Origin of the sequence: Hoeflea sp. 108 (assembly GCF_000372965.1) — a bacterium.
In the GTDB taxonomy this organism is placed as follows: Bacteria; Pseudomonadota; Alphaproteobacteria; order Rhizobiales; family Rhizobiaceae; genus Aminobacter.
This window is the reverse complement of the sequence record NZ_KB890024.1, coordinates 2255439-2281873: the sequence shown is the minus strand read 5'-3', so window position 1 is coordinate 2281873 and position 26435 is coordinate 2255439. Positions and strand designations below refer to the sequence as shown.

Annotated in this window: 24 protein-coding genes and 1 riboswitch; of the genes, 17 read left to right on the top strand and 7 right to left on the bottom strand. The window is 63.7% G+C overall.

Annotated features, from left to right (window positions below; translation table 11 throughout):
• Positions 1 to 50: 50 nt before the first annotated feature.
• From B015_RS0111155 to B015_RS0111145, 3 genes are all read left to right on the top strand, one after another.
• On the top strand, positions 51 to 1526 hold the full coding sequence (locus tag B015_RS0111155; RefSeq protein ID WP_018427778.1) for a YcjX family protein: 1476 nt from the start codon (positions 51 to 53) through the stop codon (positions 1524 to 1526).
• Positions 1523 to 2596 (top strand): TIGR01620 family protein, encoded by a 1074-nt coding sequence (locus B015_RS0111150; protein ID WP_018427777.1) that lies wholly within the window; start codon positions 1523 to 1525, stop codon positions 2594 to 2596. Before B015_RS0111155 ends, B015_RS0111150 begins: the two co-directional genes overlap by 4 nt.
• 72 nt (positions 2597 to 2668) lie before the next feature.
• The gene (locus B015_RS0111145; protein WP_018427776.1) at positions 2669 to 3223 is read left to right on the top strand and encodes a hypothetical protein; all 555 of its coding nucleotides are present in this window, start codon (positions 2669 to 2671) and stop codon (positions 3221 to 3223) included.
• A 69-nt stretch (positions 3224 to 3292) separates the two neighbouring features.
• Here B015_RS0111145 and B015_RS0111140 read toward each other — a convergent pair whose 3' ends face one another.
• Entirely contained in the window at positions 3293 to 3559 is a 267-nt protein-coding gene (locus tag B015_RS0111140; RefSeq protein WP_018427775.1) for a hypothetical protein, read from the bottom strand.
• A gap of 263 nt (positions 3560 to 3822) precedes the next feature.
• Here B015_RS0111140 and B015_RS0111135 point away from each other — a divergent pair, with 263 nt between their 5' ends.
• Both B015_RS0111135 and B015_RS0111130 read left to right on the top strand, forming a co-directional pair.
• Complete coding sequence (locus tag B015_RS0111135; RefSeq protein ID WP_018427774.1) at positions 3823 to 5679, top strand: monovalent cation:proton antiporter-2 (CPA2) family protein; 1857 nt, start codon at positions 3823 to 3825, stop codon at positions 5677 to 5679.
• Between the two features lie 2 nt (positions 5680 to 5681).
• Positions 5682 to 6233, top strand: coding sequence for a DUF924 family protein (locus B015_RS0111130; RefSeq protein ID WP_026227154.1), 552 nt, complete (start codon positions 5682 to 5684; stop codon positions 6231 to 6233).
• A 6-nt stretch (positions 6234 to 6239) separates the two neighbouring features.
• Here the strand turns inward: B015_RS0111130 and B015_RS0111125 are convergent, their stop codons facing one another.
• Positions 6240 to 6815 carry a GNAT family N-acetyltransferase gene (locus tag B015_RS0111125; RefSeq protein WP_026227153.1) on the bottom strand — a complete coding sequence of 192 codons (576 nt, stop codon included), beginning with the start codon at positions 6813 to 6815 and terminating at the stop codon, positions 6240 to 6242.
• A 67-nt stretch (positions 6816 to 6882) separates the two neighbouring features.
• On the opposite strand from B015_RS0111125, the gene B015_RS0111120 reads away from it, so the two are divergent.
• Positions 6883 to 8211 (top strand): DNA polymerase IV, encoded by a 1329-nt coding sequence (locus B015_RS0111120; protein WP_018427771.1) that lies wholly within the window; start codon positions 6883 to 6885, stop codon positions 8209 to 8211.
• A 15-nt stretch (positions 8212 to 8226) separates the two neighbouring features.
• On the opposite strand, the gene B015_RS0111115 is transcribed toward B015_RS0111120, so the two are convergent.
• From B015_RS0111115 to B015_RS0111100, 4 genes are all read right to left on the bottom strand, one after another.
• Complete coding sequence (locus B015_RS0111115) at positions 8227 to 8535, bottom strand: hypothetical protein (protein WP_018427770.1); 309 nt, start codon at positions 8533 to 8535, stop codon at positions 8227 to 8229.
• A gap of 44 nt (positions 8536 to 8579) precedes the next feature.
• Positions 8580 to 9290 (bottom strand): L,D-transpeptidase, encoded by a 711-nt coding sequence (locus B015_RS0111110; protein WP_018427769.1) that lies wholly within the window; start codon positions 9288 to 9290, stop codon positions 8580 to 8582.
• Positions 9287 to 10237: a glycine betaine ABC transporter substrate-binding protein gene (locus B015_RS0111105; RefSeq protein ID WP_018427768.1), complete on the bottom strand. Its 951-nt coding sequence runs from the start codon at positions 10235 to 10237 to the stop codon at positions 9287 to 9289. Before B015_RS0111105 ends, B015_RS0111110 begins: the two co-directional genes overlap by 4 nt.
• A 104-nt stretch (positions 10238 to 10341) precedes the next feature.
• Entirely contained in the window at positions 10342 to 11349 is a 1008-nt protein-coding gene (locus B015_RS0111100; protein WP_018427767.1) for a methyltransferase, read from the bottom strand.
• Positions 11350 to 11543: 194 nt separating this feature from the next.
• Between B015_RS0111100 and B015_RS0111095 the strand changes: the two genes are divergently transcribed.
• Positions 11544 to 11957, top strand: coding sequence for a YciI family protein (locus B015_RS0111095; protein WP_018427766.1), 414 nt, complete (start codon positions 11544 to 11546; stop codon positions 11955 to 11957).
• A complete protein-coding gene (locus tag B015_RS0111090; protein ID WP_018427765.1) occupies positions 11958 to 13307 on the top strand; it encodes an RNA polymerase sigma factor in 1350 nt (449 codons plus the stop codon).
• A gap of 15 nt (positions 13308 to 13322) precedes the next feature.
• On the opposite strand, the gene dnaE is transcribed toward B015_RS0111090, so the two are convergent.
• Complete coding sequence (gene dnaE, locus B015_RS0111085; protein ID WP_018427764.1) at positions 13323 to 16853, bottom strand: DNA polymerase III subunit alpha; 3531 nt, start codon at positions 16851 to 16853, stop codon at positions 13323 to 13325.
• Positions 16854 to 17075: 222 nt separating this feature from the next.
• On the opposite strand from dnaE, the gene B015_RS0111080 reads away from it, so the two are divergent.
• The 9 genes from B015_RS0111080 to gcvP all read left to right on the top strand — a co-directional run bounded on the left by B015_RS0111080 (position 17076) and on the right by gcvP (position 26283).
• Positions 17076 to 18203 carry an S-(hydroxymethyl)glutathione dehydrogenase/class III alcohol dehydrogenase gene (locus B015_RS0111080; RefSeq protein ID WP_026227151.1) on the top strand — a complete coding sequence of 376 codons (1128 nt, stop codon included), beginning with the start codon at positions 17076 to 17078 and terminating at the stop codon, positions 18201 to 18203.
• Positions 18203 to 18667 carry a GNAT family N-acetyltransferase gene (locus B015_RS0111075; protein ID WP_018427762.1) on the top strand — a complete coding sequence of 155 codons (465 nt, stop codon included), beginning with the start codon at positions 18203 to 18205 and terminating at the stop codon, positions 18665 to 18667. Before B015_RS0111080 ends, B015_RS0111075 begins: the two co-directional genes overlap by 1 nt.
• Before the next feature lie 24 nt (positions 18668 to 18691).
• Complete coding sequence (locus B015_RS0111070) at positions 18692 to 19159, top strand: YaiI/YqxD family protein (protein WP_026227150.1); 468 nt, start codon at positions 18692 to 18694, stop codon at positions 19157 to 19159.
• The gene (locus B015_RS0111065) at positions 19156 to 19815 is read left to right on the top strand and encodes a DUF1345 domain-containing protein (RefSeq protein WP_018427760.1); all 660 of its coding nucleotides are present in this window, start codon (positions 19156 to 19158) and stop codon (positions 19813 to 19815) included. The genes B015_RS0111070 and B015_RS0111065 overlap by 4 nt, the downstream gene beginning before the upstream one ends.
• 133 nt (positions 19816 to 19948) lie before the next feature.
• The gene (locus B015_RS0111060) at positions 19949 to 20812 is read left to right on the top strand and encodes a cytochrome b/b6 domain-containing protein (RefSeq protein ID WP_051091960.1); all 864 of its coding nucleotides are present in this window, start codon (positions 19949 to 19951) and stop codon (positions 20810 to 20812) included.
• A 1-nt stretch (position 20813) separates the two neighbouring features.
• Entirely contained in the window at positions 20814 to 21605 is a 792-nt protein-coding gene (locus B015_RS0111055) for a molybdopterin-binding protein (protein WP_018427758.1), read from the top strand.
• A 144-nt stretch (positions 21606 to 21749) separates the two neighbouring features.
• Positions 21750 to 21836, top strand: a riboswitch (glycine riboswitch).
• 148 nt (positions 21837 to 21984) lie between these two features.
• On the top strand, positions 21985 to 23085 hold the full coding sequence (gene gcvT / locus B015_RS0111050) for a glycine cleavage system aminomethyltransferase GcvT (RefSeq protein ID WP_018427757.1): 1101 nt from the start codon (positions 21985 to 21987) through the stop codon (positions 23083 to 23085).
• A gap of 4 nt (positions 23086 to 23089) precedes the next feature.
• A complete protein-coding gene (gcvH, locus tag B015_RS0111045) occupies positions 23090 to 23458 on the top strand; it encodes a glycine cleavage system protein GcvH (RefSeq protein WP_018427756.1) in 369 nt (122 codons plus the stop codon).
• A gap of 14 nt (positions 23459 to 23472) precedes the next feature.
• A complete protein-coding gene (gene gcvP, locus B015_RS0111040; RefSeq protein ID WP_018427755.1) occupies positions 23473 to 26283 on the top strand; it encodes an aminomethyl-transferring glycine dehydrogenase in 2811 nt (936 codons plus the stop codon).
• The last annotated feature ends 152 nt before the right edge of the window (positions 26284 to 26435 follow it).

The window sequence follows — 26435 nt, the reverse complement described above, 5'->3', positions numbered from 1 at the left end:
ACCTATATGCAGCCGGACCTTCAGGGGCCGGACCTTCAGGGGAATGACGATTGGCGTCTCTGACCACTTTTACCGACGAGGCGCGCATTGCCCTCGACACGCTTTCCGGCCGCGCGACAGGGATGTTTTCGCCGTCACTAAGACTTGGCGTCACCGGCCTTTCGCGTGCCGGCAAGACCGTCTTCATCACCGCCCTCGTCCACAATCTGATCCATGGCGGCCGCCTGCCACTGTTCGAAGCGCAGAAATCGGGACGCATTTCGCGTGCCTTGCTTGAAGAGCAGCCCGATGACGCGGTGCCACGTTTCCAGTACGAGGATCATGTCGCGGCCCTCGTCGACAAACGCGCCTGGCCTGACTCGACGCGCGCCATCTCCGAGCTCCGCCTGACCGTAGAATTCGAGTCAGCTTCAGGCTGGAACCGCATGTTTTCAGCCGGAAAACTGTCGATCGACATCATCGACTATCCCGGCGAATGGCTGCTCGACCTGCCCCTGCTCGGCAAGAGCTATGCAGACTTCTCACGCGAGGCTTTCGAACTGGCTCGCCTGCCCGTCCGCTCGGATCTGTCGGAGGCCTGGCGGGCGCTTTCGGCAACGGTGAAGCCGGAAGCAGCCGCAGATGAGATGACGGCGCGCGGTCTTGCAGAGAGCTTCGCCGCCTATCTCAAGGCCTGCAAGGACGACGAGCGGGCGCTGTCGACGTTGCCGCCCGGGCGCTTCCTGATGCCCGGCGACCTCGACGGCTCACCGGCCCTGACCTTTGCGCCGCTGCCCGACCTTGGCGAGACCAGGGCAAAGCCAGGCTCACTGCATGCGATGATGGAGCGCCGCTACGAGGCCTACAAGACTTATGTGGTCAAGCCATTCTTCCGCGAACACATAGCACGTCTCGACCGCCAGATCGTGCTGATCGACGCGCTGCAGGCGCTCAACGCCGGTCCAGGCGCGCTTGCCGACCTCGAGCGGGCGGTAACGGAAATCCTCGCTTGCTTCCGCCCGGGTCGCGGCAACATTCTGACCGACCTTTTCTCCCGGCGCATCGACCGCATTCTGGTTGCAGCGACAAAGGCAGACCACCTGCATCATGAAAGCCACGACCGGCTACAGTCGATCGTACGGCGCCTGACCGACCGCGCCGTCGCCCGCGCCAATCTCTCCGGCGCCGAGGTCGACGTACTGGCGCTTGCCGCCGTGCGCGCCACTCGCGAAGGCACGGTCAAGCAGGGGCGCGAGACGCTTCCGGTCATCATCGGCACGCCGATCGAGGGCGAGCGGATCGGTAAGGAACGTTTCGACGGAAATGCCGAAACAGCCATATTTCCCGGTGACTTGCCGGAAAAGGCGGATGTCGTCTTTCAGGACTTTGGCACCAATCATCGGCAGGACGCCAACGATCCGACGATCCGCTTCGTGCGTTTCCGCCCGCCCCGCCTCGAACGCACCGCCGAAGGCGTGACGCTGTCGTTGCCGCATATCCGGCTCGACCGCGCGTTGCAGTTCCTGATCGGAGATCATCTCGCATGAGCCGAAAGCCCGCTGCATTCCGTCTCGAGCCCGAAGTTGCCGTAAACTCACCGACGAAACCCGAGGCGCCAGACCGCTCCGAACGCAAGCCTCGCGCATTGGCCGTCGAGGCCGTCGCGGTCACGCCGGCCGAGATCGACGTCTTTGACGAGGCGGACCTGGCGTCGGCAGCACCGCCACCCGCCACGGCGCCGAAGCGCAAGTCATGGCTCGGAACTGTCTTCCTGAGTGCCGCGAGCATCCTCATCTCGCTCGGCGTCGGCCTGTGGACCGATCGCCTGATCCGCGACCTGTTCAGCCGCGCCGACTGGCTCGGCTGGCTTGCGACAGGAGCAGCTGCTGTGGCTCTGCTGGCCTTGGTCGTCATTCTTTGGCGCGAACTCTTTGCCCTGGTCAGGCTCGCCTCGGTCGAGCGCCTGCGCAATCGCGCAACCGACGCCATCGAACGCAACGACCCGCACGAGGCGCGCGCCGTCGTTGACGAATTGGCGAAGTTCGTTGCCGCCCGCCCCGAAACCGCAGCCGGTCGGCGGATGCTCGACGCGCAGCGCCACGAGGTAATCGACGGTGCTGATCTGGTCAGGCTGGCCGAGACCGAAATTCTGACGCCGCTCGACGCGCAGGCCAAGATTCTGATCCTCGATGCCGCCAAGCGCGTGTCGCTGGTGACGGCGATCAGCCCCCGCGCGCTGGTCGACATCGCCTATGTGGTGTTCGAGGCCGGCCGTCTCATCCGCAGGCTTGCCGAACTCTATGGTGGTCGTCCCGGCACTCTCGGCTTCTTCAGGCTGGCCCGCAGCGCGCTGGCGCATCTGGCGGTCACCGGTTCAATCGCCGTCGGCGACAGCTTTGTCCAGCAGATCGTCGGTCACGGGCTGGCTGCCAAACTGTCGGCAAAGCTCGGCGAAGGTGTGGTCAACGGCATGATGACGGCGCGCATCGGCATTGCAGCGATGGAGACGGCGCGGCCCCTGCCCTTCGATGCCGTCAAGCGGCCGGGCATGGGTGATTTCCTCTCTGCGCTCACCACTTTTGCGACCAAAGACAAGGCCGCCGACAAGTCTAAATAGACGAAGCATTAACCATTTTTCGCCATGGTCCCTGCAACAAATCGTTCCAGTTTCCTGTTGCCGGGTGTGCCTATGAAGCGCTTGTTCCTGTCCGCCGTCCTGCCCGTCATGGCGGTTTCGCTGTCGGGCGCGGCGCACGCCGAAGCCGTCAAGTCGCCCGAACGCGACAAGAAGTTCTTCAAGTCGGTGGAAGGCGCCTGGACCGGCCCCGGCGAGATCGTCGCCGGCAAGTACAAGGGCACCAAGTTCAACTGCAACTTCACCGGTTCGACGCCCGATGGCAAGGTCGGCATGTCGCTCGATGGTGGCTGCCGCGTGGGCGTTTTTACCCAGAAAATGTCGGCGACCATTGAACAGGCCGGTCGCGCTGGCTATCGCGGCACGTTCCTCGACGGCTCCGAGGGCAAAGGCCTCGACATCGTCTCAGGCAATGTGGTTGACGGTCGCAAGGTCATCCTGTCGATCAACCGCAACCAGCTGAACGGCGTCATGCAGGCGCGCGTGCCAGATGAGAACTCCATGCACGTCACCATTTCGGTGCGTGTCGACAAGCAGCTGGTGCCGGTCATCGGCATGAAGCTCATGCGTGTCGACGACACCGCGGTCGGCGCCATCGCCAAGAACTGAATTTTTTGCGTCCAAACAAAAAAGGGCGGCGCCTTAGGCGCCGCCCTTTTTCGATTCTCGCCGCGAAAATCAGCCCTTGATGGCGGTCAGCAGCTCGTCATAGGCCTTGCAGGCATCCGCCGACGTGGTCGCGCCGGTGTACTTGGAAGCGACTTCCTGCACCTTGGTTGCCAGTTCGGCCGCCTTGGTCGGGTCCTTGGTCACGGCTTCCTGCACGGCTGCCGCAACTTCCTGGCTCTTCTTGGTCAGGGTTTCGGCCGTGCATTCCGGCGCCTTGGAACAGGCCGACAGGCCCAGTGCGGCAACGCCGAGCACGGCAAACACTACGTTCTTCATCAAAAAGTCCTCTCCTCGTAGCCGGCGACGTGCCGGCGGCAGTTCAGCCCCACGCTGGCCGAAACGAAGTCCGCCTTAGCGTCATGGCCTGTCACACGCAATGGTGGGTTGTGGGGCCAAGGAAACGAGGACCTGACAAGCAGTGATTCTGCCATGTCGTCATTCGACGGCCGAATGGACTGTTCGCGAGGCTCCGAAGCACCTATCTTTGCCTATCCTCCTGCGGCCCATGCCGCACAATCACTGATAACACGGATACACGCATGGCAGCTGAAGCATCGGGCAGCGAACTGGTTCAGGTGGTGGCGCTGCTTGCGGCCGGCGTCATCGCCGTTCCCATTTTCAAGCGGCTCGGGCTCGGGTCCATCCTCGGCTATCTGTCCGCGGGCGTCGTCATCGGCCCATTCGGCATCGGCGTCTTCTCCGAAGCTGCAACCATCCTGCATGTCGCCGAACTCGGCGTGGTGATGTTCCTGTTCATCATCGGCCTTGAAATGCAGCCATCCCGGCTCTGGGGGCTGAGGCGCGAGATCTTCGGCCTCGGTGCGCTGCAGGTCGGTCTTTGCGCTGTATTGCTGACCGCCGTCGGACTGGCCACAGGCTTCCCCATATCCCAGTCCTTTGTCGCAGGTGCGGGCTTCGTGCTGACGTCGACGGCGATCGTCATGCAGCTGCTCGAGGAACGCGGCGAGCTCGGCACACCAAAGGGCCAGCGCATGGTCTCGATCCTGCTGCTCGAGGACCTTGCCATCGTTCCGCTGCTGGCGCTCGTCGCCTTCCTCGCACCAGTCGCCGCCTCGGACCACGGCACCGGCTGGGCCGAGCGTTTTACCGAGATAGGCATCGGCGTCGGCGCAATCGTCGGCCTGGTCTTCGCCGGGCGCTACCTGCTTAACCCGCTGTTTCGCATCCTTGCCGAATCGCGCGCCCGCGAAGTGATGACTGCAGCTGCCCTGCTTGTCGTTCTGGGGTCGGCGCTCGCCATGCAGCTCAGCGGCCTGTCGATGGCGATGGGTGCGTTCCTCGCCGGCGTGCTGCTCTCCGAATCGACCTTCCGCCACCAGCTCGAGGCCGACGTCGAACCCTTCCGCGGCATCCTGCTCGGCATGTTCTTCATTGCCGTCGGCATGTCGCTCGACCTCGGCGTGGTCGCCGCCAACTGGCAGATGATCGCTGCCTATGTCGTCATCTACATGTTCATGAAGGGGCTCGGCATCTATGTCGTCGCGCGCTTCCTGCGCTCAGGCCATCGCGAGGCGCTGGAGCGCGCCGTCGTCATGGCGCAGGGTGGCGAGTTCGCCTTCGTGCTCTATTCCTCGGCGCTCGCGGTCGGCATCATCGACGGCGAGGCCAACGCCATACTGACGGCCATCATCATCATCTCGATGGTGCTGACGCCGTTGGCCATCGCTGTTCTGCGCCGGATCACGCCTCCGGTCGAACAGTCGCTGGAAGGCGTGGACGTCGCCGCCGAACTCAGCGGCACGGTGCTGATCATCGGCTTCGGCCGCTTCGGCCAGATCGTCAGCCAGCCATTGCTGCTACGCGGAATCGACGTCTCGATCATCGACAACGACGTCGAGATGATCCAGGCGGCCGGCGACTTCGGCTTCAAGATCTATTATGGCGATGGCACCCGGCTCGACATCCTCCATGCCGCCGGCGCAGGCCGGGCACGCGCCGTACTCATCTGCGTCGACAAGGAAGAGGTTGCCGTGCGCATTGCCGAGCAGATGCGAGCCGAGTTCCCGTTGGTGCCGGTACTGGCGCGCGCCTATGACCGCGGCACCGCGATCCAGCTGATCCGTGCCGGCGTAGACTACCAGCTGCGCGAGACTTTCGAATCGGCGCTGATGTTCGGCGGTGCCACGTTGCAGCGCCTCGGAGAAGACCCCGATGACGTCGCCGAAGTGATCGAAGAGGTGCGCGTGCGCGACGCCGCCCGCCTGGACCTGCAGATCGCCGGAGACATCCAGTCAGGGGGCGACTACCTCCAGGGCAACATACCGGAACCGGTGCCGACGCCGCTGACGCAGCCACGCCGCAGCGCCAAGGCTCTGAATGAGGAAGCGGCGGACGCGCTCAGCAAGAAAACCGGCGAGAAGGCGGAGAGGATCTGACAATGACACAAGTGGACAGGAAGCGGGCGAGCGAGGTCGTCGCATTCTGGCGTGAGGCAGGCCTTGAACGATGGTTCGGCAAGGACGATGTCTTCGACAGCCATTTCCGCGAGCGCCTGGGCGACCTGCATATGGCGGCGGCAAAGCGGCAGTGCGACCACTGGGCGGCCGATGCCGAAGGCGCGCTGGCCTTGATGATCCTGCTCGACCAGTTTCCGCGCAACTGCTTCCGCGGCTCGGGCCACATGTACGCTACCGACCCGCTGGCTCGGCACTTCGCCCGCCAAGCCATTGGCGATGGCCACGACATGGCCACCGATGGGCCGATTCGGGTGTTCTTCTACCTGCCCTTCTCGCATTCGGAGACGCTGGCCGACCACGACATCCCGCTGGAGCGGTCGACGAAGCTCGGCGGAGACTTCACCAAGCATGCCATCGGCCATCGCGACATCGTTGCCCGTTTCGGCCGTTTCCCGCACCGCAACTTCCTGCTTGGACGCGAATCCACACCGCAGGAAATCGCGTTTCTGGAAAGCGGCGGGTTCTCAGGCTAGCCGGGCTCAGAGCTCCAGCCGCATCAGCGGACGGCCCGGCTTGCGCTCGGCCGCCCTGATGAAGCCGGCTTTTTCGAAGACCCTGCTCGAGCCGACATAAAGGCCGACCGAGCGCGAATCCTTGGACTGGTCCATAGGGCACGCCTCCAACACCTTCGCACCGGAGCTGCGCGCGAACGCGATACCCGCATCGACAAGCTGGTGGGTCAGGCCCTGGCCGCGCGCCTTGTTGCGAATGAAGAAACACGAGATCGCCCAGACGGCGGCGTCCTTGGCATCTTCGGGCGAAAATGGCGCGGACGCCCTGCCGGAATTGTTGAACTCGGGCACGTCGGCGCGCGGACCGACCTGCATCCAGCCAACCGCTTGACCACCCTCGAAAGCGAGCAGGCCAGGCGGTGGACCGGCCTCGATGCGCGCCTTGATGTGATCCTTGTTGCGCTCGCGCGTGCTCTCGCGGCGCGCGGCCGGCGGCAGCCGGAAATAGGTGCACCAGCAGCCGTAGCACGCGCCCTGCTTGCCAAACAGGTCCTCGAAATGTGGCCACATGTCAGGGGTCAACGGTGAGATGACATCAGTCACGGCATAACTCCCTCACCCCGGCTTGTCGTCGCAGGTCTGCTGGCATAAAATCCGATTTGTTCTCTTTATGTTCGCAGCGATGACGATGCCTGTCAACGACCCCAGCCACGGTTTCTGCCGCGACTGCCTGAGCCTTCAGCGTGGCTCGGGACCACGTTGCCATGCCTGCGGCAGCCCGCGACTGCTGCGTCACCCCGAGCTCTACCGGCTGCAGATCGCCCATATCGACTGCGACGCCTTTTATGCGGCGGTGGAGAAGCGCGACAATCCCGCGCTCAAGGACAGGCCGGTCATCATCGGCGGCGGCAAGCGCGGCGTGGTGTCGACGGCCTGCTACATCGCTCGCATCCATGGGGTGCGTTCGGCAATGCCGATGTTCAAGGCACTGGAGGCGTGCCCCGAGGCAGTCGTCATCACGCCTGACATGGAAAAATATGTCCGCGTCGGCCGCGAAGTCCGGGCGATGATGCAGGCGCTGACGCCAATGGTCGAGCCGCTGTCGATCGACGAGGCCTTCCTCGACCTCGCCGGCACCGAGCAACTGCACGCCCTGCCGCCAGCGCTGGTGCTGGCGCGCTTCACCGCCGCGGTGGAAAAGGAAATCGGCATCACAGTCTCGGCCGGGCTCTCCTACTGCAAGTTCCTCGCAAAGATCGCCTCGGATTTCCGCAAGCCGCGCGGCTTTGCCGTCATCGGCGAAGCCGAGGCGCCTGCTTTCCTTGCTCAGCAGCCGGTGACGATGATCTGGGGCGTCGGCAAGGCATTTGCGGCGACGCTGGAACGCGACGGCATCCGCAGCATCGGCCAGCTCCAACGGATGGAGCTCAACGAGCTGATGCGGCGCTACGGCACGATGGGCAGCAGGCTCTATCACCTGTCGCGCGGCCAGGACGACCGCAAGGTGTCGCCCGATCAGGAAGCCAAGAGCGTGTCGGCGGAAACGACCTTCGACACGGATCTCGCCTCGTCGGACGAGCTGGTGCCGGTGCTGCGGGCATTGTCCGAAAAAGTCTCGGCGCGGCTCAAGAAGGCGGGCATTGCCGGCCGTACCGTGGTGCTGAAGCTCAAATCGCAGGACTTCAAGCTGCGCACCCGCAACCGCCAGCTCGCCGACCCGACCAAGCTTGCCGACCGCATCTTCCAGACCGGGCTGCAACTGCTGGAAAAGGAAACCGACGGCACCAAGTATCGCCTGCTCGGCATCGGCGTCAGCGATCTCTCGGACGACCAGCGCGCCGATCCGCCCGATCTCGTCGACCTTCAATCTCGCAAGCGCGCCCTGGCCGAGGGCGCCATCGATTCGCTGCGCGACAAGTTCGGCCGCAAGGCGGTCGAGACCGGCTATACCTTCGGCAAGGGCAGGAACGCGCACCCGCCGGAACCGCTTGACGATTGAGCCAGGCAGTTTGACCTAGGCGGCCTTCTGGACCGAAGACACGGTGCCCATATTGTCGACCACGCAGATATAGCGTTGGCCCGAGGCGTTTACCTCCACCTGATAGCGGTTGGCGTCGAGTTGCGACGAGCCGATCGGCAACGCCTTGTCGGCGGCGACGCCTGCAGACTGCGCTGCCGCGCTGGCGCAGATCAGCTGCAGGTCGGCGGGCGCGGTCTGGACCGTGGTGCGGGCCATATCCTGCGGCTCGGGTGCGGTGGAACTGCATCCGCTAGAAATGACAGCGGCAAACAGGCCTGCAGTGGCAGCAATGATCGTTCGCATTTCATCCCCTCGTCGAATGCGCCTGACTGTCAAAACGGCCCCGCCTACACTCCCTTGTAGAGGGCAGCACCCTGCATCAGCACCACGACCTTTGCTCCCACCTGGACCTGGGCGTGCAGGTCGACGATGTCGTCGTTGTTCATGCGAATGCAGCCCGAGGACACATCGAGGCCTATGGTCCATGGCTCCGGCGTGCCGTGGATGCGATAGATCGTGTCCTGGTCGCCCTGGTAGAGATAGAGCGCCCGTGCGCCCAGCGGATTGTCGGGCCCCCCGGGCATGCCGCCGGCAAACTTCACCGCGTTGGGATCGCGCGCCACCATTTCGGCCGGCGGCGTCCAGGTCGGCCATTCGGCGGTACGGCCGACGCGCACGATGCCCGCCCAGCCAAAACCTTCGCGGCCGACGCCGATGCCGTAGCGCACCGCCTTCAGGCCGGGCAGCACCAGATAGAGAAAATGCTGGTTGCCATCGATGATGATGGTTCCGGGCTTTTCAGCCGTGCGGAAAGTGACGATCTGCCGGCGAAAAGCCTCGGGAACCTGGCCATGGGCCGCGTAATACTGGCGGGCCTTCTTGCGGTCGTAGTTGACCCATTTGTGCGTCTTGGGGTCGAAGACCTGCGTGGCAGAGCCTACCTGGGCCAGGGCCGCGCCAAGCCCCAGGGCAGTCGCGGCAAAGAAAACCCAGGCAAGCCGTGTCCGGCGACGCTTGGCCACGCCACGTCCGATGTCTGCGTTCGAACCGGACCTCATTGAAGCCATCCCTTCACGCGATCCTTGTGCTCGGCCACCCATTTCAGCGCATAACTTGCCGGATCCTGCTGCTCGACCTCGATGGCGTAGCTCATTGCCGTGATCTCCTCGGGCTTGAGATCCATCTTGTCGAGGAAGCTGGCAGCTGCCGGCAGGCGCTTCGCAAGCGACGCGGCATAGGCGAGGCTGAAACTCGAAGGCTTCCACGCCACCGGCGCATCGGACTTGGAAAGCCACATCGGATCGTCGGCCTGCAGCACGACGTTCCATTTGGCCGGATCGTAGGGGGGCTCGCTCAGCTGCTTGATGTCGTGAAGCTCGAAGACGTGGTGCGGACTGTAGCAATAGAAGGCAATCGGCCTGTCGGTCGCCACGGCCGCGTCGATGCCCGACATGGCGACCTCCTCCGGCATCTCGAGCAGCGTCATCGTGTCGGCATAACCATAACTCTTGGCCCTGATGCGCTCGACATCGGTCGAAAGCCAGCCGCGGGCGCCGATCCACATCTCGCCCTTGCCGTCGCCGTCGGTGTCGAACAGCTTTGCCTTTTCCGGATCCTTCAGATCGGCAACGTCGCGAACGCCTTGGTCATAGGCCTTTTGCGTGACGCACAGACCTTGGGTGGCAGCGACATCATGCTTGCTCAGATGCACGGTGCCGCGCTCGTCGACGTATTTCTTTACCAGCGGATCGAAGTTCGGCCGCCAAACCTCTGGATAGACGTCGATTCCGCCGCCATCCAGCCCGGTGAACGCAATAAGCGTCCCCATCTCCTGGACATCGACCTTGATCTTCAGCGCATCTTCGAGCGCTGTCTTGATGATGTTGGCAGTGGCCTGCCCCGAAGGCCAGCTCGGCATCGCCACGACCATGTCGGCAGCCTGGGCGGAAGCGCTCCCGCCACCAAGCAAAGCCGCAACGCAGATACCACGCAACAGGGTCTTCATCTTGACCGCCAGCCTCGTTTCCGCTGTCCGGCAGGATTTATTTATAAGATGATTAAGTCAAGCGGCGTTGTGTTGTTGAGGCCGGCAACAATCTTGCGAGAAAATCAGGCCGGTCGCGCCTCGATGACATCGATACGACCGGCCGGCATCACCCTGGCGAGGCTGAATCCCGCTGCTTGAAACAGGCGCGCAAACTCGTCTTCGGTCCGTTCCTGACCGCCTGGAACGGCCAGCATGTTGAGGTCGGCGAACTTGGCGCGCGCGCCTTCGTTTGGCGGTGCCAACACCGCTTCCAGCACAACCAGCTTGCCGCCCGGCCTGATGGCCCGGCGGCAGCTTTTGAGGATGGCGATCGAGCGCTCGTCGTCCCAGTCGTGCAATATCCATTTCAACACATGCGCATCAGCGCCTTCTGGAACCGCCACAAAGAAATCGCCGCCAACCGATGTGCAGCGATCGGCCACCGATGCCGACCGAAGCAAAGGCCCCGCCCCCTCCACGACTTGCGGCTGGTCGAACAGAATGCCCCGTTGCGACTGATTGTGCGCCAAGATCGCCGCGAGAAGGGCACCCTGGCCGCCGCCGACATCCATGACGAGTTCGAAGCCGCTGAAGTCGTAGGCCGCAAGCACGGCAGCAGCCAGCGCGGGCACGAAGGACGACATCGCCCGATCGAAGATCACGGACTCCTCGGGATGGTCGATGCGGTATTGCCAGACGCCTGTTCCGTGCGCATGGGCGAATGCATTCTCGCCGGTGCGCACGCTGTGCAGCAATTCGCCCCACGCGTCGCGATAATAGGCGCGACCGACCATCCGCGCCCATGGGGCGACGGAATGTTCCGCGTCGGACCGCAGGCCCTGGCCGAGAGGCGTCAGCGAGAATTGTCGCGCTCCCCCTTCATGCAACACGCCGACTGCAGCCAGCGCCCGCAGGAGCCGGTAAAGCGACTGCGGGTGGGCGTCCACCAAGGCGGCGAGCTCGTCGCTCGAACACGCTCCTTTGGAAAGGTGATCGGCGATGCCGAGAGTTGCGGCGACACAGATCGCCTGTGACAGCTGGTACCCGTTCACCATCTGCATGAGGTCTGCTGCGGCGGCCTTCTCGTCCATGACGACGCCCTCTCATTGGCTGGCCAAGCAAGTTGCCAAGATACCAGCGGCTGTTGGCTGCCGCAACGAAGCGTGGACTTTGGTAGCTGAAGAAAATTCCGGCTGCAGTGTCGATTCTGCGGCCTTCTGCTCGTCGTGTTGGCAGAGTAGGCTCGGACAATGGTGTCCGGCCTCAAGTTTCGGGAGCGAAATCAATGCGTTTCATGTTCGTGGTCAAGGCTAGCAAGGACTCCGAAGCCGGCGTCATGCCGCCGGCGGAAATGATCTCCGCCATGGCCGACTATCATGGGGAATTGGCCAAGGCCGGCGTGCTGCTCGACGGCAGCGGCTTACAGCCGAGCTCCAAGGGATGGCGGATCACCTGGGCGGGCGGCAAGAAGACGATTACCGATGGACCTTTCGCGGAAACCAAGGAGCTGATCGCGGGCTACACCATCATCCAGGTGAAGACACGCGAGGAAGCCATGGAATGGGCGAACCGCTTCCCCAACCCGCAGATCGAGAACGGGCAGATCGAGGTACGCCAGATGTTCGACCTCGAAGATTTCGAACCCAGCGAGGGCATCGACCGTTTCCGTGACATGGGCATCGCCCAAGACAGGAAGTAGATGGCTGCGACCGATAGCCATTCGTCCGAGCCGATGCCGTCTCTCGACGGGAAAGCCGAAGACAGCGTTGCCAGAAGCCGCGCGACACACCGGACCATCGAAACCGTGTTCCGCATGGAGCGGGCACGGATCCTGGCAGCGCTTGCCCGCTTCACGCGCAGTGTCGACCTGGCCGAGGAATTCGCCCAGGACGCGCTGATCGCAGCGCTTCGCAACTGGCCGGAGGCAGGCATTCCCGACAAGCCGGGCGCATGGCTGATCGCCTCCGCCAAGCGGCGGGCCATCGACCATTTCCGTCGGGCCAAGATGGCTGAAGGAAAGCTCGCCCTGCTCGGTATAGATGCCGAGGCGGAGGTGACTGTCGAGCCGCTTGAGATCGACGACAATCTGGGCGACGAACTGCTCGCGCTGATGTTCGTGTCCTGCCACCCGGTGCTTTCGACCGAAGCGCGGGTGGCCTTGACCTTGCGGCTGGTCGGCGGCCTGAGCACGGAAGAAATCGCCCGCGCCTACCTCGTCTCCGAAACCGCGATGGCGCAGCGCATTGTCCGCGCCAAGCGCACCCTGTCGGACGCCGGCGTGCCGTTCGAAATGCCTGGCTACCCCGATCGCGGCGAGCGCCTGGGCTCTGTTCTGGAGGTGCTCTATCTGGTCTTTAACGAGGGGTACTCCGCCACCAAGGGCGACGACTGGATGCGGCCGCAACTGTGCCAGGAGGCGATGCGGCTCGGGCGCATGCTTGCCGGGCTCGCGCCCGACGAGCCCGAGGTCCACGGCCTGATCGCGCTGATGGAGATCCAGGCGTCGCGGCTGCCGGCGCGCAGTGATGCCGAAGGGCGGCCGATCCTGCTGCTCGACCAGAACCGCGCGCGCTGGGACCATCTGCTGATAAACCGCGGGCTCGCCGCCCTTGCCAGGGCACAAGCCCTGCCCCGTCAGGGTCCGTATACACTTCAGGCGGCCATTGCCGCCTGCCACGCCCGGGCGCATACGGCCGAAGAGACCGACTGGCCGCGCATCGCCGCTCTCTATGCCGCACTGGCCGAGCTTGCGCCATCGCCCGTCATCGAGTTGAACCGGGCCATGGCGCTATCGATGGCATTCGGGCCGGCGGCCGGGCTGGAGCTTGCCGACCAGCTTGTCCACGAACCCGCACTGCGCAACTACCACCTGCTGCCAAGCGTGCGTGCCGATCTGCTGATGAAGCTCGGCCGTTTCCGGGAAGCGCTCGGCGAGTTCGAACGGGCGGCGGCGCTGACCCAGAACGAACGCGAGCGAACCATGCTCATGGAGCGCGCGCACAGCTGCCGCGATGAGTTGGCCCGCAAGAGCGGCAACGTCCATCGATGACCAACTGCCGCCAAGCTAGACGAGCTCGACCTCGACCACTCCCGGCACGGCGCGCATAGCCGATGCAATCGACGGGGTGATGCGGTAGCGTTCGCGCAGCTCGATCTCGATTTCGCCCTGCGCCTCACCTTTGAGCACGATGAAGCTGACCTCGCCCTCGCCACGCGTCGTCAAGTGATTGGACAGCGTGTTGAGGGGGGCCGCATCACGCACGAAGATGCGCAGGGTCTTCTGGACACGGCTTGCCTCGTCCTCCAGCGATTGCACCGTCTGGATGCGTAGGCTGACGCCCTCCGGCCGGTCTTCGGCAGCCACCGTTATGACCACCGATTTGCCGGGCTCACAGAAGTCGCGGTACTGCGCCAGCGTCTCGGAGAACATGACGGCCTCATACTGGCCTGACACGTCCGAGAACTGGACGATGCCCATCTTGTTGCCGGTCTTGGTCTTGCGCTCCTGCTTGGTGGTGACGGTGCCCGCCAATCGTCCGGCAGTAGCGCCACGCTTCACGGCCGCTGCAAAGTCCCCCCAGTTCTGGACACGCATCTTTTCGAGCGCCGACTTGTATTCGTCGAGCGGATGCGCCGAGAGATAGAAGCCGACCACCTGGAACTCGCGGTGCAACCTGTCGGCTGCCAGCCAGGCGTCGGTCTGTGGCAGGTGCAGCACCGGCGCCTGGCCGGAGAAGGCGCTGCCGAAGATGTCGGACTGGCCGAGCGTCGCATTTTCATGGGCCAGCGATGCCAGGCCCATCATGCGCTCGATACCGGCCATCATGGCGGCACGCTCGTGACCGAAGCAATCGAGCGCGCCGGCCATGATAAGGCTTTCGAAGACGCGCTTGCCCACCACCTTCGGATCGATGCGCTCGCAGAAATCGGCGAGGCTCGCGAAGGGCTTTTCCGCGCGCTTGGCGACGATGTGATGGACGGCCGCTTCGCCCACGCCCTTGATGGCGGCGAGCGAGTAGAAAATCTTCTTTTCGCCGACCTCGAAATCGCGATAGCTGGTCATGACCGACGGCGGCACGACCTCGATGCCGAGGCGCATGGCATCCTGGCGGAAGTCGTTCAGCTTGTCGGTGTTGGACATATCGTAGGTCATCGAGCCGGCGAGGAACTCGACCGGGTAATGCGCCTTGAGATAGGCCGTCTGGTAAGAAACGATGGCGTAGGCGGCTGCGTGCGACTTGTTGAAGCCATAGTCGGCGAACTTTGCCAGAAGGTCGAAAATGAAGTTGGCCTGCGGCTTGGAGACGCCGCCTTCCATCGCACCGGTGACGAAGCGCTCGCGCTGCTTGTCCATTTCGGCGCGGATCTTCTTGCCCATGGCGCGGCGCAGAAGGTCGGCTTCGCCGAGCGAATAGCCCGACAGAACCTGGGCGATCTGCATGACCTGCTCCTGGTAGACGATAACCCCTTGGGTCTCCTTCACCAGGTAGTCGATCTTCGGATGGATCGACTCGATCTCCTCCTCGCCGTGCTTGCGGGCGTTGTAGGTCGGGATGTTTTCCATCGGGCCCGGGCGGTAGAGCGCCACCAGCGCGATGATGTCCTCGATGCGATCGGGCTTCATGCCGATCAGCGCCTTGCGCATGCCGGCACTTTCAACCTGGAAGATGCCGACCGTCTCGCCGCGCGACAGCATGGCGTAAGTCTCGGGGTCGTCGAGGGGGATCAGCGCAAGGTCGATGTCGACGCCGCGGCGGCTGATGAACTGCACCGCCTTCTGCAGCACCGTCAGCGTCTTCAGGCCGAGGAAGTCGAACTTCACCAGGCCGGCCTGTTCGACATATTTCATGTTGAACTGGGTAACCGGCATGTCCGAGCGCGGGTCTCGGTACATCGGCACCAGCTCGGACAGCGGACGGTCGCCGATGACAATGCCGGCAGCATGGGTCGAGGCGTGGCGGTACAGGCCCTCCAGCTTCTGGGCCATTTCGAGCAGCGTCTGCACGATCGGCTCGCGCTCGGCCTCCTCGGCAAAACGCGGCTCGCCCTCGATCGCCTGCGCCAGCGTCACCGGGTTGGCCGGATTCTGCGGCACCATCTTGGTGAGCTTGTCGACCTGGCCGTAGGGCATCTGCAGCACGCGGCCGACGTCGCGCAGCACCGCGCGCGCCTGCAGCGTTCCGAAGGTGATGATCTGACCGACCTGGTCGCGACCGTACTTGTCCACCACATAGCGGATCACCTCTTCACGGCGGTCCTGGCAGAAGTCGATGTCGAAGTCGGGCATCGAGACGCGGTCGGGGTTGAGGAAGCGCTCGAACAGCAGCGAGAAACGCAGCGGGTCGACGTCGGTGATGGTCAGCGCATAGGCGACAAGCGAACCTGCGCCCGAACCACGACCGGGTCCGACGGGGATGCCTTGCAGCTTGCCCCATTTGATGAAGTCGGCAACGATCAGGAAGTAGCCGGGGAACTTCATCCGCTGGATGATGCCGATCTCGAACTCGAGACGTTCCCGATACTGCTCTTCGGTAAAGCCCGGATAGATGCCGCGCGTTGCGATGCGCTCGGCCAGGCCTTCGCGAGCCTGGCGAGCAAGCTCGTCGCCCTCGGCACGCTCGGCAGCTTCCGCGTCGGCAACTTCGGCGCCGGCGAAACGCGGCAGGATCGGCTTGCGGTTCTTGGGATAGTAGGAGCAGCGCCGGGCGATCTCGACCGTGTTGTCAATCGCTTCGGGCAGATCGGCAAAAATCTCTGCCATCTCCTTCTGAGACTTGAGGAAATTGTCCGGGGTCAGGCGCCGGCGATTGTCCTCCGCGACCACCGATCCCTCGGCGATCGCGATCAACGCGTCATGCGCCTCGAAGTCCGCGCGGGACGGAAAGAAAGCCTCGTTGGTGGCGACCAGCGGCAAGTGGTGGCGATAGGCAAGATCGATGGTGGCCGCCTCGATGAGACGGTCATAACCAGCGAGGCGCTCGATCTCGACATAGAGCCGATCGCCGTAAATCTCCCGCAGCCCGAGCAGCCGGCTTTCGGCCTGAGCATGATGATCGTTTTTGATGGCTGTGCCGATCGGCCCGCGCGGCCCACCGCTAAGACAGATGATGCCATCCGACAGCGCACTCAGCCATTCGAGCTTGGCATGAATGGGTTCACCGTTCGGCGTCGAAAGATACATGCGGCTGATGATGCGGACGAGGTTGGCGTAGCCGTCTTCCGTCGCTGCAATCAGCACAATCGGGTAGAGCTCGTGCGCCTGCTTCCAGACGGGACCGCGCTGGCCGTTATCTGCCGTCTCAGCGAAGTCGACGTCTACCTGGCAGCCGATGATGGGCTGCACGCCGTCCTTGGTCGCCTTCTGGGCAAACTCCAGCGCACCGAACAGATTGTTGCTGTCGGCGACCGCGATGGCGGGCGCATCGTCCTTGACGGCGTGGCCGACGACCTTGCCAAGCGGCAACGCACCTTCGAGCAGAGAATAGGCCGAATGGACGCGAAGATGGATGAAAGTCCGCGGCGAAGCCTCTGGTTTTGCTTCCGCTTTCAGCGCTTCACGCTTGAGCGGATCGCGCGGCAGCCTGTCACTCGACATCGAATCGTCTATCCTTCGGGGAATATTGCAACTGTCATGTTCGGCCAGCGCGGCGGTCGTGTCCACCCTGCCCAGCGACGCACCGGCAGAGGCTTGTGGAATTCGAACGCAAACGCCGCTTTGCGACCGCGGGGTGTCGCGTTGCCGGTTGATCGATGCGGCAAAACCTGAAACCCTGAGGCCAACATTTTTTCCCCTGATTACGCATAAAGGATGACCGTCATGAAAACCCGCGCCGCCGTAGCCGTTGGAGCAGGCAAGCCGCTCGAGATCATGGAGGTGGACCTCGAAGGCCCACGCGAGGGCGAAGTTCTGGTCGAGATCAAGGCGACCGGCATCTGCCACACCGACGAGTTCACGCTGTCGGGTGCAGATCCCGAAGGCATCTTCCCGGCCATCCTCGGCCATGAGGGTGCCGGCGTCGTGGTCGATGTCGGCAAGGGCGTGACCTCGCTCAAGAAGGGTGATCATGTCATCCCGCTCTACACGCCCGAATGCCGCTCGTGCCCATCCTGCCTTTCGCGCAAGACCAACCTCTGCACCGCGATCCGCTCGACGCAGGGGCAAGGCGTGATGCCTGACGGTTCGAGTCGCTTCTCGATCGGCAAGGACAAGATTTTCCACTACATGGGCTGCTCGACCTTCTCGAACTTCACCGTGCTGCCCGAGATCGCATTGGCCAAGGTCAACCCGGACGCGCCCTTCGACAAGATCTGCTACATCGGCTGCGGGGTGACGACCGGTATTGGTGCGGTCATCAACACCGCCAAGGTCGAGATCGGTGCAACGGCCATCGTCTTCGGCCTCGGCGGCATCGGCCTCAACGTCATCCAGGGCCTGCGCCTCGCCGGCGCCGACATGATCATCGGCGTCGACCTCAACAACGACAAGAAGGCCTGGGGTGAGCGCTTCGGTATGACCCACTTCGTCAATCCGAAGGAAGTCGACGGCGACATCGTTCCCTATCTCGTCAACATGACCAAGCGCGGCGCCGACCAGATCGGTGGCGCCGACTACACCTTCGACTGCACCGGCAACGTCAAGGTCATGCGTCAGGCGCTCGAGGCCAGCCATCGCGGCTGGGGCGAGAGCATCGTCATCGGCGTGGCGGGCGCTGGCCAAGAGATCTCGACGCGTCCGTTCCAGCTGGTCACCGGCCGGACCTGGAAAGGCACCGCCTTCGGCGGCGCGCGCGGCCGCACCGATGTTCCCAAGATCGTCGACTGGTACATGGAGGGCAAGATCCAGATCGACCCGATGATCACCCACACCCTCAAGCTCGAAGACATCAACAAGGGCTTTGACCTTATGCATGCCGGCGAGAGCATCCGGAGCGTCGTGGTCTACTGATGAGCGGGATCGCATACGAGGTCGACGTCAGAGGCTTGGACGACCTGTCTCCACGCGACCTCTATGCGATGCTGAAGATGCGTCTCGACGTCTTTGTCGTCGAGCAGCAATGCGCATTTCCCGAAATGGACGGCAAGGATCCCGAAGCCCTTCACCTCAGGCTGCTTGCCGGCAAGGAGTTGCTGGCGAGCACGCGCATTATCGCCCCTTCCGGCATTGACGATCCGGCCTATATCGGCCGGGTCGTGGTATCTCCCGACCATCGGGGCAAGCGCCTTGGCGACAAGCTGATGGTGGAATCCATCGCTGCCTGCGAGCGGCTGTTTCCGGGCCGGCCGATCGCCTTGTCGGCGCAGAGCCATCTCGAGAAATTCTACGTGTCCTTCGGCTTCGCCACCGTGTCGGAGGAATATCTTGAAGACAATATTCCGCATATCGACATGCTGCGCGCCCTGCCTGCCTGAGGTTCACGAATGCAAGGTGAAACGATGGACAGCAAGCCGATCATCTATGTCGACGCCGATGCCTGTCCGGTAAAGGACGAGGTGGTGAAGGTCGCCGAGAGGCTGGATCTCGTCGTCACCTTCGTCTCCAACGGCGGGATGAGGCCATCACGCGATCCGATGATCCGCAACGTCGTGGTGTCCAAGAGCGCGGACGCGGCCGATGACTGGATCGTCGACAATGCCAGGACCAACGACATCGTCGTCACCGCCGACATCCCGCTGGCTGCCAGAGCCGTCGCCCTTGGCGCACACGTGCTGGGACCGACCGGCCGACCTTTCACGCCGGAAAGCATCGGCATGGCGGTTGCCATGCGCGACCTCAAGCAGCATCTGCGCGAGACCGGTGAGAGCAAGGGCTACAACGCCTCCTTTGCACCGCAGGATCGCTCGCGTTTTCTAGGGGCACTTGACCAGATGGCGCGACGAGCGCTGAAATCGGCGCAGGCATGATCAAACCCTTCAAGCGCCACCTCATCTTCAAGATCAGCCTCGGCGTCGGCGCCCTGGCCCTTGCCGCAGCATTGCTGGCCAAAATCCCGCTGGCTTATGCCATCGGCGCAAATGTGTTCTTTGTCGTTTTCATCGGCCTGGTGCTGAGGCAGATGCCGGCGCTCACAGCCGACTATCTGAGCCGGCGGGCGCAGGAAGCCGACGAGCCGGTCAGCATCATCTTTGCGGCCATCATCGCCATCGTCGCGGTCGCAGTCGGCTCGCTCTTCGTGCTGATGAACGCCAAGGGGGCAGCCAACTGGATCGCGCTGACCTTCTCGCTGCTGTCGCTGCCTTTGGGCTGGGCGACCATCCATGCCATGGCAGCCCTGCACTACGCCCATCTCTACTGGAAGGGCGACAAGAAGACGGAGTCGACTTCTACACGCAGCCGCAAGCCCGTGGGCGGATTGATCTTTCCGGGCACTGAACGCCCCTGCGGCTGGGACTTCCTCTACTTTTCCATCGTCATCGGCATGACCGCCCAGACGGCGGATACCAACATCTCATCGACATCGATGCGTCAGGCGGCGATGGCCCACTCGGTGCTGTCGTTCTTCTTCAACACCATCATCGTCGCCGCTGCCGTCAACCTGGTGGTTTCGCTCGCCAGTTGACTTCACGTCGAAGTCATCGCCTGCAACGAAACCCTGACCTTGCCACATCCGTAATTCGACCGAGATAAGCGCTCAGCGGGCAACATCCCGTAGCGCCCGACGGAGGTCAGCTACGATGGAAAGCCAGGCTCTCATGGAACACGACGTGGACGGCCAGCCAGCCGACGCGACGGCGGGCGAACTGGTCTATCGCCAGACGCGGTGGACACGCTTGACGCATTGGATCTGGGCACTGTGCCTGTTCTTCCTGCTGCTCAGCGGCCTGCAGATCTTCAACGCGCATCCTGCACTCTATATCGGCAGGCAATCCGGCTTCCAGTTTTCGAACAGCGTCCTCGTCATCGACGCGGCCGATACGGCTACGGGAACAACGGGTTACACCGAGATATTCGGAAATAGATTCAACACGTCCGGCGTGCTTGGCCTGTCCGGCCCGGCAGACAATCCAAGTGTGCGCGCGTTTCCCGCGTGGGCGACGATCCCCTCGAGCCAGGACCTGGCTACCGGGCGCGTGGTGCATTTCTTCTTCGCCTGGCTTTTGTCCTTCACGCTGCTTGCCTGGCTGATCGGCAGCATCTGGAACGGCCACCTGCGCCGCGATCTGGTGCCGACCGCTACCGATCTGCGCAACCTGCCCAAGGACATCTCCGACCATGCCAGGCTGCGCTTTAACCACCGGCGGGAATACAACACACTGCAGAAGCTGACCTATGGCGGCGTGCTGTTTGTGCTGCTGCCACTGATGATCCTGACCGGGCTCGCCATGTCGCCGAGCATGAATGCGGCCGTGCCGTTCCTGACCGACATGCTGGGCGGCCGGCAAACGGCACGCACCATCCACTTCGCCACCATGCTGCTGCTGGTTGCCTTCTTCTTCGTCCACATACTGATGATCCTGGCTGCAGGCCCGATCAACGAACTGCGTTCGATCATCACCGGCTGGTACCGCACCGATCCGCCCGCACATGACGGCAAGCCTGCCGAGGGGAGCGACTGACATGGCCAAGTTCCAGCTCAACCGCCGCCGCTTCCTCACCGCCGCCTCGCTCGGCCTGTCAGGCGCGGCATTGTCCGGCTGCGACGCATTCGACTTCCTCGTCGATCGCGACAACAAGGTCCGCAATTTCCTCGGCGGAGCAAACGACCTGACCTATCGCGCGCAGCGGCTGGTCGCCGGGCGCAACAGTATGGCGCAGGAATACCGCGAGGCCGACATACGCCAACCGCAGCGGCCGAACGGGGTAACCTCCCCCGACGACGCGACTTACAAAGCGCTTCTCGCTAACGACTTCGCCGACTGGCGGCTGGAGGTGACGGGACTGGTCGAAAAGCCGATGTCGCTGAGCCGGCAACAGCTCATGAACATGCCGGCACGCACCCAGATCACCCGCCACGACTGCGTCGAGGGCTGGAGTTGCATTGCCAAATGGACCGGCGTGCCGCTGTCTCTGGTGCTCGACGCGGCCATGGTGAAACCCAGCGCCCGTTACGTCGTTTTCCACTGCCTCGACACCATCGAAAACAGCCTCTCGGGCGAGGTGAAATATTACGGCTCGATCGACCTGGTCGATGCCCGCCACCCACAGACGATCCTGGCCTATGGCGTCAACGGCAAGCCGCTGCCGGTCGAGAACGGCGCGCCGCTCAGGGCCCGTGTCGAGCGCCAACTCGGCTACAAGATGCCGAAATACCTCAAGGGTATAGAACTGGTCGACAGCTTCGGCGCGATGGGGCTGGGCAAGGGCGGTTATTGGGAAGACCGCGGCTACGACTGGTATGGCGGCATCTGACGCCGGCCTCCACGCAGCCATGCAAGCAAGACTACCCGAACGGGTGAATCGTCACCATCTATCAGGTGAATAAGCACTGCGCGGAGAGGTGACAAAGTGTCGTCGTTGGGATATTGACGACTCGTCTGGGGCCTTTGCGGGCTCCACCTGTTTGCGGGAGAGAGCAGCGAAAGCTGACGCCGAAGGGGAAATCGCCCGAAATCTCTCAGGCAAAAGAACCGTAAGCAGGAAGGACACTCTGGAAAGTCGGGACCCTGGTCCCGCGCCGAAGGTGTAAGCGCTGCCGACAGAGTTCCGGAGCGCGAGTCTCTCAGGCTTCAGACAGAGGGGCACGGAATGGCCGCCACAGCGGCTGGACACGTGCGACTCTGGAGAAGACATGACGGGCGACCATACCAACCAACTACCCCTTGCAGACCTGCATACAGCAGCTGGTGCGCGCTTTGGCGCGTTCGCCGGCTGGAACATGCCGCTGACCTATCCCGCCGGCGTGATGAAGGAACACCTTCACACCCGTGAGCATGTCGGCCTGTTCGACATCTCCCACATGAAGCTGTTCCTGGTCACGGGAACGGGTGCTGCCGACCTCATCAACCGCGCCTGCCCGCTCGATGCGCGCGCGCTTGAGACAAGGCAGTCGAAATACACCTTCTTCCTGACCGAGGCCGCCGGCATCATCGACGACCTGATCATCACCCGCCTCGGCGACGAGCGCTTCATGGTGGTGGCAAATGCCGGCAATGCGGCGACCGACGAGGCGCATCTGCGCGCGCTGGCCAAGGATTTCGATGCCAACATCGAGCCGCTCGACCGCGTCTTCATCGCGATTCAAGGCCCGGAAGCAACTGCCGTGCTCGAAAAGGTCGGCATCGCCACCGACGAGCTGTTCTTCATGCAGGGCTTCGAGCCACGCGCCAACTGGTTCATGAGCCGCTCGGGCTACACCGGCGAGGACGGTTTCGAGATCGGCCTGCCGGAAGCAGATGCCCGCGAGTTGCTCTCCAAGCTTCTCGCCGACGAGCGCGCCATGTGGATCGGCCTTGCCGCCCGCGACAGCCTGCGTCTTGAAGCCGGGCTGTGCCTGCATGGCAACGACATCACGCCCGACAACGATCCGGCAAGTGCCGGCCTGATGTGGGCGATCCCCAAGGACCTGCGCGCTGAAGGCAATTTCATCGGCCGCGCGGCCCTTGCAACAATCCTCGCCGAAGGCGCCAAGCAAAAGCGTGTCGGACTGAAGCCCGAGGGGCGCCAGCCGGTGCGCTCGGGCGCTGAACTGTTCGACGCCGACGGCGCCCTGGTCGGCCGCGTCACTTCGGGTGGCTTCGGCCCGTCCGCCGGCTTCCCGGTCGCAATGGGCTATGTCTCCGCTTCGCTGGTCAAGGCCGGCACCCGAGTCTTCGCCGATGTCCGCGGCACAAAAGTGCCTGTCGACGTCCATTCCCTTCCCTTCACGCAGCATCGCTACCGCAAAGGATAATTTCATGACCAAGACCTATTTCACCGAAGATCACGAGTGGATCCGCGTTGAAGGCGACATCGCCACCGTCGGCATCACCGACTACGCCCAGGAACAGCTCGGCGATCTGGTCTTCGTCGACCTGCCGGAAGCCGGCCGCAAGCTCGCCAAGGGCGACGTCGCCGTGGTCGTCGAGTCGGTCAAAGCCGCTTCGGACGTCTATGCGCCGATCGACGGCGACATCACCGAAGCCAATGCCACGCTCTCTTCCGACCCGGCACTCGTCAATTCGGCTGCCTCCGGCGACGGCTGGCTGTGGAAGATGAAGATCGCCAATGCGGGCCAGCTCGACGGCCTGATGGATGAAGCGGGCTACAAAGCCCATATCGGTTGACAGGATCGCCTGAGATGACCACTGCACCTTATCCCTTTTCGGCCCGTCACATCGGGCCCGGCGCGGCCGATACCCGCGCCATGCTCGCCGCCATCGGCGTGCCCTCGGTGGAAACGCTGATCTCGCAGGCCGTGCCGAAGTCGATCCGTCTCGACCGCGCGCTCAACCTGCCCGCGCCAGCATCCGAGCATGAAGCGCTCGCCGAACTCGGCGAGAAGATGGGTCGCAACAAGGTGCTGAAGAGCTTCATCGGCGCCGGCTATCACGGCGTCAACGTGCCGCCGGTCATCCAGCGTAACCTGTTCGAAAACCCGGCCTGGTACACCGCCTACACGCCTTACCAGGCCGAGATCAGCCAAGGCCGCCTGGAACTGCTGTTCCACTTCCAGACCCTGGTTGCCGAACTCACCGGCCTGCCGGTGGCGTCCGCTTCTCTGCTCGACGAAGCGACTGCGGTTGCCGAGGCCGTGGGCATTGCGCTGCGCCATCATCGCGACAAGCGCAGCCGCGTCGCCCTCGCCGGCACCCCTCATCCGCAGACGCTCGACGTCGTGCGCACCCGCGCCGAGCCGCTGGGCACTGAGATCGACGACGAGACCATCGACGACAACACTGCAGCCCTCATCGTCTCCTGGCCAGACACCAACGGTGTCTATGGCGACCACAAGGCCGCGATCGAGAAGGCCAAGGCCGTCGGCGCCATCGTCATCTTCGTCTCCGACCCGCTCAGCCTCACCGTCACCGACGCGCCTGCCAGCCTCGGCGCCGACATCGCTGTCGGAACGATGCAGCGCTTCGGCGTGCCAATGGGCTTCGGCGGCCCGCACGCTGCCTATTGCGCCGTTTCCGACAAGCTGACCCGCCTGATGCCGGGCCGCCTCGTCGGCCAGTCGGTCGACAGCAAGGGCCGTCCCGGCTACCGCCTGGCGCTGCAGACGCGTGAGCAGCACATCCGCCGCGACAAGGCGACGTCGAACATCTGCACGGCGCAGGCCCTGCTCGCCAACATGGCCGCATCCTTCGCCATCTGGCACGGCCCGGCCGGACTGCAGGCGATTGCCGAGCGCATCCATGGCCTGGCCAGCCGTCTGGCTGAAGGCCTGAAGGCTGCTGGCGTGACCGTCTCTGGCACTGAGCGTTTCGACGCGGTGACCGTCGAAGCCAAGGGCAAAGCCGAAGCGATAGCAACCGAAGCCGAGAATATCGGCCGCCTGCTGCGCGTCATCGACGCCGACCACGTGTCGGTCGCCTTCGACGAGACCTCGACCGAAGCTGACCTCGAGGCCGTTGCCGCCCTGTTCGGCGCCAAGGCACCGAAGGACGCTAAGCGCACCCTGCCCGGCAAGCCGCGCGGCAAGGACTTCCTGACCCAGCCGGTGTTCCACGAAAACCGCTCGGAAACGGAAATGATGCGCTTCCTGCGCAGGCTCGCCGACAAGGACCTGGCGCTCGACCGCGCCATGATCCCGCTCGGCTCCTGCACCATGAAGCTCAACGCAGCCGCCGAGATGATGCCGGTCAGCTGGCCGACGGTCGCCAACCTCCATCCCTTCGCGCCGACGAGCCATTCGCTCGGCTATCGCGCGATGACCGACGACCTCGAGGCATGGCTGTGCGAAATCACCGGCTTCGACGCCGTCAGCCTGCAGCCGAACGCCGGCAGCCAGGGTGAATATGCCGGCTTGCTGGCGATCCGCCGCTATCACCACTCGCGTGGCGAGACGCAGCGCAACATCTGCCTGATCCCGTCCTCGGCGCATGGCACCAACCCGGCAAGTGCTGCGATGGCAGGCATGGAAGTGGTGGTCGTGCACTGCCTCGAAGACGGCGACATCGACGTCACCGACCTCAAGGTCAAGGCCGAGCAGCACGCCGACAAGCTGGCTGCGCTGATGTTCACCTACCCCTCGACGCATGGCGTGTTCGAGGAAGGCGCCCGCGATATCTGCGAGATCGTGCACGCCCACGGTGGCCAGGTCTATTTCGACGGCGCCAACCTGAACGCGATGGTCGCACTTTCGCGGCCCGCCGACATCGGCGCCGACGTCTGCCACATGAACCTGCACAAGACGTTCTGCATTCCGCACGGCGGCGGCGGCCCCGGCGTCGGCCCGATCGGTGTGAAGGCGCATCTTGCGCCCTTCGTGCCGGGCCATGTCGAAGCCGGCAGCGACCATGCGGTCTCGGCTGCTCCCTTCGGCAGCGCCTCGATCCTGCCGATCACCTGGATGTACATCCGGATGATGGGCGCTTCGGGCCTGAAGCAGGCGACCGAGCAGGCGATCCTCAACGCCAACTACATCGCGACCAAGCTCGAAGCGCACTATCCGGTGCTGTTCAAGGGCAAGAATGGTCGCGTGGCGCATGAGTGCATCCTCGACACCCGCGTGCTCAAGGAGCGTGCAGGCATCTCTGTCGAGGACATCGCCAAGCGCCTGATCGACTACGGCTTCCATGCGCCAACCATGTCGTGGCCGGTTGCCGGCACGCTGATGGTCGAGCCGACCGAATCCGAGCCGAAGCGCGAGATCGACCGCTTCATCGAGGCGATGGCGGCGATCGCGGCAGAAGCTGCCAAGGTCGAAAAGGGCGAATGGCCTAGGGATGACAATCCGCTGATCAACGCCCCGCACACGGCAACCGAGACGCTAGCAGGCGAATGGAAGCACCCCTATTCGCGTCTCGAAGCGGCCTACCCCGGCGGCGATCCCGACACGACTGCCAAGTACTGGTCTCCAGTGTCGCGCATCGACAACGTCGCCGGTGACCGCAACCTGGTCTGCTCGTGCCCGCCGCTGACGGAATATCTCGGCGCCGCCGAGTAATTTCGACGGCAAACACTTTATCGGCGGCGTTCCTCACGGGCGCCGCCGATTTGATTCATGACGTTGCCGGACAGGTTTTGGACGGGACACGATCGGCGGCGGCTCAGCGCAAACATCTATGATCAATGCGGCCGCAGCCTGCGCCTTCCAGG